The following is a 7,812-nucleotide window of genomic DNA, read 5'->3' on the forward strand; positions in this document are numbered from 1 at the left end:
TGGCGGTGCCCGCCGTCGCCGGTACGGCCGCGGCGCAGCCGGCAGGGCACGGCAAGGGCGGCCACGGCCCCGCGCGGCCGAAGCTGCCCGTGCCGACGATCGTCGGCCACCGGGGGACGGCGGGTTACCGCCCCGAGCACACCCTCGGCTCGTACCAGCTGGCCCTCGACATGGGCGCCGACGTGATCGAGCAGGACCTGGTGCCCACCAAGGACGGGCATCTGGTCTGCCGTCACGAGCCAGACATCACGGCCACGTCGGACGTCGCCGACCACCCGGAGTTCGCCTCCCGCAAGACCACCCGGGTCATCGACGGGGTCAGCACCACCGGCTGGTTCACCGTGGACTTCACCCTGGCCGAGCTGAAGACGCTGCGCGCCAAGGAGCGGATCCCCGCCAACCGGCAGCACAACACCCTCTACGACGGCCACTGGGACATCCCCACCTACGAAGAGGTGCTGCGCTGGGCCGACGACGAGGGCCGCCGCCGCGGCAGGCCCGTCTGGCTGTACACCGAGACCAAGCACCCCACCTACTTCCGGGGCATCGGCCTCGGTCTTGAGGAGCGGTTCGCGAAGCTGCTGCGCCGGTACGGGCGCGACCACGCGAACGCGCCCATCTTCCTCCAGTCGTTCGAGCCGACCAGCATGAAGCGGATGGCGGAGCTGGTCTCGGCGCCGCGCGTCGTCCTGCTCGACGTCGCGGGCAGCCGGCCGTGGGACTTCAAGGCCACCGGCGACCCCCGGGGTGTCGACGACCTCGTCACGCCGGCCGGGCTGAAGTGGATCGCCTCCTTCGCGCAGGGCATCGGCCCGACGCTCGACCTGGTCATCCCCAAGGACGCGACGGGGAAGCTGACGTCGCCGACCACCCTCGTCCGGGACGCGCACGCCAAGGGGCTGATCCTGCACCCGTACACGATGCGCAACGAGAACACCTTCCTGCCGGCCGACTTCCGCCGCGGCACCGACCCGAACGCGTACGGGGACGCCTTCGGCGCCTTCCAGGCGTACTTCGAGACCGGTATCGACGGTGTCTTCACCGACAACGCCGACACCGGCGTGCTCGCCCGGGCGGACTTCCTCAGCCGCTGAGCCGATGCCGGGGCGCCGGTCCGTCAGCCGCGCGCCCCGAGATGCCCCCGGTCGGGTGACTGCCCGCACCGGGGGCAACCGCCGTCCGCCGCCGTCGCGTCCCGCCAGGCATGACAGTCGCCGACACCCGCCTCCCGTACGGTCCGCACCGGGCCGCAGCCGCGCTCGTCAGCGCGCTGTCCCCGCTGGTCAGCGCCGAGGCCACGGCCGAAGCCGGCTGGGCGGCCGCCGAACCGCGCGATCTCGAACAGGCCGTCTGGGTACGGCTGCTGGAGCGGCTGGCCGACGCGGGGCCGCCGTCCGACACGGCCCGCTGGGTACGGTCGGCGGTACGCGCCGAGGCGCGCAGGACCCGGCGCACGGCGGCGAACGAGCTGCCCTACGCACCGGAGCGGCCGGATCCGGCCACCGACCCCGACGCCGGGCCTGAACACAGCGCATTACGCGCGGAGTGGCGCAGAACACTTCGTTCCGCCGTGGTCCGTACACCAGGGCGTTGCCCCGGGCTGCTGACTGCGATGTTGTCGCCGAAGGACCCCACGTACCGCGAAATCGCAGGGGAGTTGGCTATCTCACAGGGAAGTCTGGGGCCGATGCGTTCCCGATGCCTGGGATGCCTGCGCAGAATGCTGGCGGCAGAGGTTGCAGCTCCTGAACAACGGGGAAAGGAGCGGTAGACAACCGGCGGAACAGGTGAGCGGGAGGCATGCACACATGGGCATGAGCGTGACCATCTCAGCGGCGAGAGCGCAGGACGCGGAACAGATCCTGAAGCTGCAGTACCTGTGTTACCAGAACGAGGCCGAGCTCTACGGCGACTACACCATCGAACCCCTCACCCAGACCCTGGAGGATCTCAGGGCCGAACTCGACGCCGGACACGGCCTGGTGGCCCGGCTGGGCGACGAGATCGTGGCATCGGTACGGGGAACGGTCGACGAGCAGGGCACGGCGCGCATCGCGAAACTCATCGTCCATCCGAGGATGCAGCGGCACGGCCTGGGCGGCCGGCTCCTCGACGCCATCGAGGGCCAGTTCGCCACGACCCCCGCCGCCAAGCGCTTCCAGCTCTTCACCGGCCACCGCAGTGAAGGCAATCTGCGGCTGTACCGCAGCCGTGGCTACCTGCCGGTGTCGAGGGAGCTGGTCGGTCCGCGGCTGACGCTCGTCACACTGGAGAAGCAGGCGTCACAGGGCGCGGACGCCACCGCGTACGCGGCGAGCGCCTGAGCGCACACCACCCGTCAGCATCTACCTCAGCCGTCAACGGGGTCGACGGGGTCAGGGCCCGACAGGCTCTGACCCCGACGGGACCTGCGCAGCCACAGGATGCCGGTGACCGGCAGCAGTACGGGGATGAAGACGTACCCCATGCCGTAGTCCGACCAGACCGTCGCGTCCGGGAAGGCCGAAGGGTCGGCCAGCGTCCAGGTGCCCACGGTCAGCACCCCGACGAGTTCGAGACCGCAGCAGACCAGCGCCGCCCTGCGGGCGGTCTCCCCGCCGCGCACCAACGTGTACGTGATGAACGCGTACACCACGGCGGCGACGGCCGAGAGTGAATACGCCAGCGGCGCCCGGTCGAAGTCGGTGGCGATCTGGTAGACCGACCGCGAGACGGCCCCGACGGACATCACCCCGTAGAACCAGACGAGCAGCAGTCCAGGACCCTTGACCAGCCTGGTCCTCGGTTCCCCGGTCGCGGAATCCTCCAGCGTCACCGTCAGCCTCCCCAGATGTCGTACAGCCGTACTTCCAGCACCGCCAGGACGACCGCGCCCGCCGAGACCGTCACCGAGCCCCACCGGGTCCGTTCCGTCAGCGAGAGGAAACCGGCGGCTGGCACCGCGAGCGCGGCGCCGACCAGATACGAGACGAAGATCACCGATCCGTCGTCGGCGTGCTCGCCACGTGCCAACTGCACGATTCCCACCACGAGTTGGACCAGCGCGAGCAGGGACACCACGGCCATGCCGATGAAGTGCCAGTCCTTGGTCGGCTGGTCCCTGTATGCGGCGAATCCGCACCAGGCGGCGAGGGCGAGCGCGGCCACGGACACCGCGATCGTCAGGACGTCAAGCATGCGCAAGAGCGTATTACGGTCCGTCCCGACCCCGGCGCGCGCCCCTGGGTCCCGACTGTCCGCTATGCGGACACCCCGGACCTCGTCCTTGACGTCTGCTTTACTTGAGCCATGACCACGACGAGCAACCGCGTTTCCGCGACCGAGGCGATCGTTACGCCCGGTGCTCGTTGTATGTGTCGAATGTGCGCCTGCTGACGCGCGCTTCGTGACGCTCGGGCCCCGGCGGCTTGCCACCCGCGGCGCCTGAGCATCCGAGCAGCTGAACTTCCCCCGGCCCGACCCGGCTCCGCCGTGTCCTGGCCTCTTTCCTGTGCCCCCCTCGTGCCCGGCCGACCTGCGGCCGGGCACCGGACAGTGACGGACAACTCCTGTGATCACCACAACAGGTCTGACCAAAATCTACCGGTCAGGCCCCTCCCGCAGCCGTGAGGTGACGGCCCTCGACGGGGTCGACCTCCATGTCGGCGAAGGGGAGGTCTTCGGCGTCGTCGGCCAGAGCGGCGCCGGGAAATCGTCCCTCATCCGCTGCGTCAACCTCCTCGAACGCCCCACGTCCGGCACAGTCACCGTCGACGGCCAGGACCTTACCGCCCTCGCCGGCCGGGGCCGGCGGGCCGGCAAGGAGCTGCGCGCGGCCCGCAGTTCGATCGGCATGGTCTTCCAGCACTTCAACCTGCTGTCGTCACGCACCGTGCGGGACAACGTCGAACTGCCGCTGGAGATCCTCGGCCACTCCGGCAAGGACCGGCAGCGCCGCGCCGCGGAACTGCTCGACCTGGTCGGCCTCGCCGACAAGGCCAAGGCCTACCCCGCCCAGCTCTCCGGCGGGCAGAAGCAGCGGGTCGGCATCGCCCGCGCCCTCGCCGGCAAGCCCAAGGTGCTGCTCTCCGACGAGGCGACCAGCGCACTCGACCCCGAGACCACCCGCTCGATCCTCGCGCTGCTGCGCGACCTCAACCGGCAGCTCGGACTGACCGTGCTGCTCATCACCCACGAGATGGAGGTCGTCAAGACGATCTGCGATTCGGCGGCGCTGATGAGCCGCGGCCGGATCGTCGAGTCCGGCAAGGTCGACGAACTGCTCGCCACCACCGGATCGCAGCTCGCGCGCGAGCTGTACCCGGTCGAAGGGCCGGGCTCCGACGAGAGCCGTACGGTCCTCGACATCACGTTCAACGGCGAATCCGACGAGCGCGGCATCGTCTCCCGGCTGTCCCGTACGTACAACATCGACATTGCGATCCTGGGCGCCGCGCTGCGCACGGTCCAGGGCCGGCAGATCGGCCGGCTCCGGATCGAGCTGCCCGGCCGCTACGAGGACAACGTCGTACCCGTCGGCTTCCTGCGCGAGCGGGGGCTGCATGTCGAGAACGTCACCGGTGTCCCCGCCCAGCTGGTCAAGGACGGTGCCAGGTGACCTGGTCGCAGATGCAGCCCCTGCTCACCCAGGGGACCCTCGACACCCTCTACATGGTGCTCTGGTCGACGCTCGTCACGGTCCTGGGCGGCCTGCCGCTCGGCATCCTGCTGGTCCTCACCGACAAGGGCGGGCTGCTCCAGAACGCCCCCGTGAACAAGACGGTCGGCGTGATCGTGAACATCGGCCGCTCGCTGCCGTTCATCATCCTGCTGATCGCGCTGATCCCGTTCACCACGTTCGTCGTGGGCACCTTCATCGGACCCACGGCCATGATCGTGCCGCTGGCGATCGGCGCCATCCCCTTCTTCGCCCGGCTCGTCGAGACGGCCATCCGTGAGGTCGACCACGGTCTGGTCGAGGCCGTGCAGTCGATGGGCGGGTCCATCCCCACCATCGTCCGCAAAGTGCTGCTGCCGCAGGCGCTGCCCTCGCTCGTCTCCGGCGTCACCACCACCGTCATCGCGCTCATCGGCTACTCGGCCATGGCCGGCGCCGTCGGCGGTGAAGGGCTCGGCTCCAAGGCCGTCACCTACGGATTCCAGCGCTTCGAGAACGGCTTCATGGTCGCCACCGTCGTGGTGCTGATCGTGATCGTCACCGTCATCCAGCTGATCGGCGACATCGCCGTACGGCTCCTCGCGCGCCGCGTCCGCACGACTTCCTGACCGCACAACCCCAGATCCGTAAGACACCTCTCAGAAACGAGGCACCTCCCATGCGCGTCAACCTCAAGCTCACGACCGTCGCCGCAGCCACCGCCGCCCTGGCCCTCACGCTGGGCGCCTGCGGCACCTCGTCCGATCCCGGCTCCACGACGGCGGGGGAGGGGAAGCCGGACACGTCCAAGCCGCTGGTCGTCGCCGCTTCGCCGACCCCGCACGCCGACATCCTGAACTTCGTCAAGGACCACCTGGCGGCGAAGGCCGGACTGAAGCTCCAGGTCAAGGAGTTCACCGACTACGTCCTGCCCAACACCGCCACCGAAAAGGGCGAGGTCGACGCCAACTACTTCCAGCACAAGCCGTACCTCGACGACTTCAACAAGAAGAACGGCACCCACATCGTGCCCGTCGTCAACGTCCACCTGGAGCCGCTCGGCCTCTACTCCAAGAAGCTCGACGGGCTCAAGGCGATCAAGCCGGGGCAGAGCGTCGCGATCCCCAACGACACCACCAACGAGGGCCGCGCGCTCAAGCTGCTCGCCGACAACGGTCTGATCACACTCAAGGACGGCGTCGGCGCCGAAGGGAACCTCGCCGACATCAAGGACGCCAAGGGGCTGAAGTTCAAGGAACTGGAGGCCGCCACCCTGCCCCGCGCGCTCAACGACGTCGACTCGGCCGTCATCAACGGCAATTACGCCCTTGAGGCCAAGCTCAAGCCCGCCCAGGACTCACTGGCCCTGGAGAAGAGCGAAGGCAACCCGTACGCCAACTTCCTCGCCGTCAAGCAGGGCAACGAGAAGGACCCGCGGGTGGTCAAGCTCGCGAAACTGCTCAACTCCCCCGAGGTGAAGAAGTTCATAGAGGACACCTACGACGGTTCGGTCGTCCCGAGCTTCGGCCAGGCCGGCTGAGCCCGACGTACCGCGCACAGCGACGGCGCCCCGTACACACCCTGTGTGCGGGGCGCACCCATCCGGGCGGACCCGGCCATGCACATTCGCGACCCGATGCTGCATGCTGTGCATTTACGACGGACTGAGGCATGGAGCTGGCATGACTACCACCTTTCCGGACGTTTCCATCAGCACGGAGCGGTTGGTGCTGCGCGCCTTCGAGACGGCGGACCTCCCGGCGCACATCGAGATGATGAACGACGAGCAGGTCACGGCGTGGTCGTCGGTGCCACATCCGTACACGGCGGGCGACGCGGAGGAGTGGGTGCGCCGGATCGCTCCGGAGGAACGGACGGCCGGGCGGGGCATCGTGTTCGCCGTCACCGAGTTCCTCACCCAGCGGCTCGTCGGTGTCGTCCAGCTCCAGGAGACCGACTGGCGGCTGCGCGCCACGGAGGTGGCGTATCTCACCGCGCCCTGGGCGCGCGGCGAGGGATACGCGACGGAATCGGTGCTGGCCGTCGCCCAGTGGCTGTTCCGCGACCAGAAGTTCGAGCGCATCGAACTGCGCACCGCCGCCGACAACACGGCGGCCCAGCAGGTCGCCCAGAAGATCGGCTGCATCAGCGAAGGGGTCCTGCGCAACGCCTGGATAGTGCGTACGCAGACGGAGGACGGCGGCTGGGCCGACATCCGCACCGACCTGATCGTGTGGAGCCTGCTCCCCGAAGATCTCGAAGGGGTCGCCGAGCAGATGGCGGACGCGGGCGGCTACGCCTCCTTCACCGACTGGAACTGACCGCGCGGCCGGGCGACTTCGGCCGCCCTCCCGCGTACGACCGCCCCGGTACGCACCACTCGGCGGGCACCACTTAGCATGATCGCCCGCAGGCCGTCCACGCACCGGCGCACGACGGCGCGCCGACGCACGACGGCCGACACCGCCGCACAGCGCTGTACGACCACTGCCGTACGACAACTCACGACGCCGCACGACGACTTACCGGGAGACTGACAACGATGGCCGACCGCGTCACGGTGATCGGCTGGGACGGTTCGCCCCTCACGCCTGCGGCCGAATCCGCCCTGTCCGCCGCCACCTTGGTGGCCGGCGCCGCCCACCACCTGGCCATCCCCGAGGTGCCCGCCGAAGCGGAGCGGATCAGACTCGGCAGCATAGATCTCGCCGCCCGCCGGATCGCCGGACACCGCGGCAGCGCCGTCGTCATCGCCGACGGCGACCCCGGGTTCTTCGGCGTCGTACGCACCTTGCGCGCCCCCGAACACGGACTTGAGGTCGAAGTCGTCCCCGCCGTCTCGGCCGTGGCCGCCGCCTTCGCCCGCGCCGGCATGCCGTGGGACGACGCCCAGGTCGTCGTCGCCCACAGCCGTACGCTGCGCCGCGTCGTCAACGTGTGCCGGGCGCACACCAAGGTCGCCGTACTCACCTCGCCCGGCGCGGGACCCGCCGAACTCGCCCTGCTGCTCGAAGGGGTCCACCGCACCTTCGTCATCTGCGAGGAACTCGGCACCACCCGCGAGACGGTCTCCGTCCTCACCTCCGACACGGTCGCCGACCACGTCTGGCACGACCCCAACGTCGTGATCGTCATCGGCGGCATCGGCACCGCGCCCTCGCCGGTCGCCGGCTGGG

General features: G+C 69.5%; 9 protein-coding genes and 1 pseudogene. 8 read left to right on the forward strand and 2 right to left on the reverse strand.

The genetic code is table 11. The features are described from left to right. Positions 1 to 5 precede the first annotated feature (5 nt). The 3 genes from HY68_RS22290 to HY68_RS22295 all read left to right on the forward strand — a co-directional run bounded on the left by HY68_RS22290 (position 6) and on the right by HY68_RS22295 (position 2,324). A complete protein-coding gene (locus tag HY68_RS22290; protein ID WP_078863976.1) occupies positions 6 to 1,094 on the forward strand; it encodes a glycerophosphodiester phosphodiesterase in 1,089 nt (362 codons plus the stop codon). 110 nt (positions 1,095 to 1,204) lie between these two features. Further along, entirely contained in the window at positions 1,205 to 1,771 is a 567-nt protein-coding gene (locus HY68_RS40880; protein WP_078863724.1) for a sigma-70 family RNA polymerase sigma factor, read from the forward strand. A gap of 37 nt (positions 1,772 to 1,808) precedes the next feature. Beyond that, the gene (locus HY68_RS22295; protein ID WP_041991528.1) at positions 1,809 to 2,324 is read left to right on the forward strand and encodes a GNAT family N-acetyltransferase; all 516 of its coding nucleotides are present in this window, start codon (positions 1,809 to 1,811) and stop codon (positions 2,322 to 2,324) included. 26 nt (positions 2,325 to 2,350) lie between these two features. Here the strand turns inward: HY68_RS22295 and HY68_RS22300 are convergent, their stop codons facing one another. Further along, on the reverse strand, positions 2,351 to 2,728 hold the full coding sequence (locus HY68_RS22300) for a hypothetical protein (protein ID WP_241778783.1): 378 nt from the start codon (positions 2,726 to 2,728) through the stop codon (positions 2,351 to 2,353). 89 nt (positions 2,729 to 2,817) lie between these two features. After that, positions 2,818 to 3,177: a hypothetical protein gene (locus tag HY68_RS22305; protein ID WP_041991530.1), complete on the reverse strand. Its 360-nt coding sequence runs from the start codon at positions 3,175 to 3,177 to the stop codon at positions 2,818 to 2,820. Positions 3,178 to 3,550: 373 nt separating this feature from the next. Between HY68_RS22305 and HY68_RS22310 the strand changes: the two genes are divergently transcribed. The 5 genes and pseudogenes from HY68_RS22310 to cbiE form a co-directional block, all read left to right on the forward strand. Next, positions 3,551 to 4,597 (forward strand): ATP-binding cassette domain-containing protein, encoded by a 1,047-nt coding sequence (locus tag HY68_RS22310; RefSeq protein WP_041991532.1) that lies wholly within the window; start codon positions 3,551 to 3,553, stop codon positions 4,595 to 4,597. Further along, a complete protein-coding gene (locus HY68_RS22315) occupies positions 4,594 to 5,265 on the forward strand; it encodes a methionine ABC transporter permease (RefSeq protein WP_041991534.1) in 672 nt (223 codons plus the stop codon). The genes HY68_RS22310 and HY68_RS22315 overlap by 4 nt, the downstream gene beginning before the upstream one ends. Before the next feature lie 50 nt (positions 5,266 to 5,315). After that, positions 5,316 to 6,176 (forward strand): MetQ/NlpA family ABC transporter substrate-binding protein, encoded by an 861-nt coding sequence (locus HY68_RS22320; RefSeq protein ID WP_041991536.1) that lies wholly within the window; start codon positions 5,316 to 5,318, stop codon positions 6,174 to 6,176. 142 nt (positions 6,177 to 6,318) lie between these two features. After that, on the forward strand, positions 6,319 to 6,957 hold the full coding sequence (locus tag HY68_RS22325; RefSeq protein ID WP_198533319.1) for a GNAT family N-acetyltransferase: 639 nt from the start codon (positions 6,319 to 6,321) through the stop codon (positions 6,955 to 6,957). A gap of 242 nt (positions 6,958 to 7,199) precedes the next feature. Then, positions 7,200 to 7,812, forward strand: a pseudogene (gene cbiE / locus HY68_RS45395) (precorrin-6y C5,15-methyltransferase (decarboxylating) subunit CbiE); the annotation flags it as partial.

The organism is Streptomyces sp. AcH 505, from assembly GCF_000818175.1.
In the GTDB taxonomy this organism is placed as follows: domain Bacteria; phylum Actinomycetota; class Actinomycetes; order Streptomycetales; family Streptomycetaceae; genus Streptomyces.

What these genes read in the sequence shown, in the direction of transcription:
- HY68_RS40880 (WP_078863724.1), top strand. Translation starts at nt 1,205, where the DNA reads ATGACAGTCGCCGACACCCGCCTCCCGTACGGTCCGCACCGGGCCGCA.
- HY68_RS22295 (WP_041991528.1), top strand. Translation starts at nt 1,809, where the DNA reads ATGGGCATGAGCGTGACCATCTCAGCGGCGAGAGCGCAGGACGCGGAA.
- HY68_RS22300 (WP_241778783.1), bottom strand. Translation starts at nt 2,728, where the DNA reads ATGTCCGTCGGGGCCGTCTCGCGGTCGGTCTACCAGATCGCCACCGAC.
- HY68_RS22305 (WP_041991530.1), bottom strand. Translation starts at nt 3,177, where the DNA reads ATGCTTGACGTCCTGACGATCGCGGTGTCCGTGGCCGCGCTCGCCCTC.
- HY68_RS22320 (WP_041991536.1), top strand. Translation starts at nt 5,316, where the DNA reads ATGCGCGTCAACCTCAAGCTCACGACCGTCGCCGCAGCCACCGCCGCC.
- HY68_RS22325 (WP_198533319.1), top strand. Translation starts at nt 6,319, where the DNA reads ATGACTACCACCTTTCCGGACGTTTCCATCAGCACGGAGCGGTTGGTG.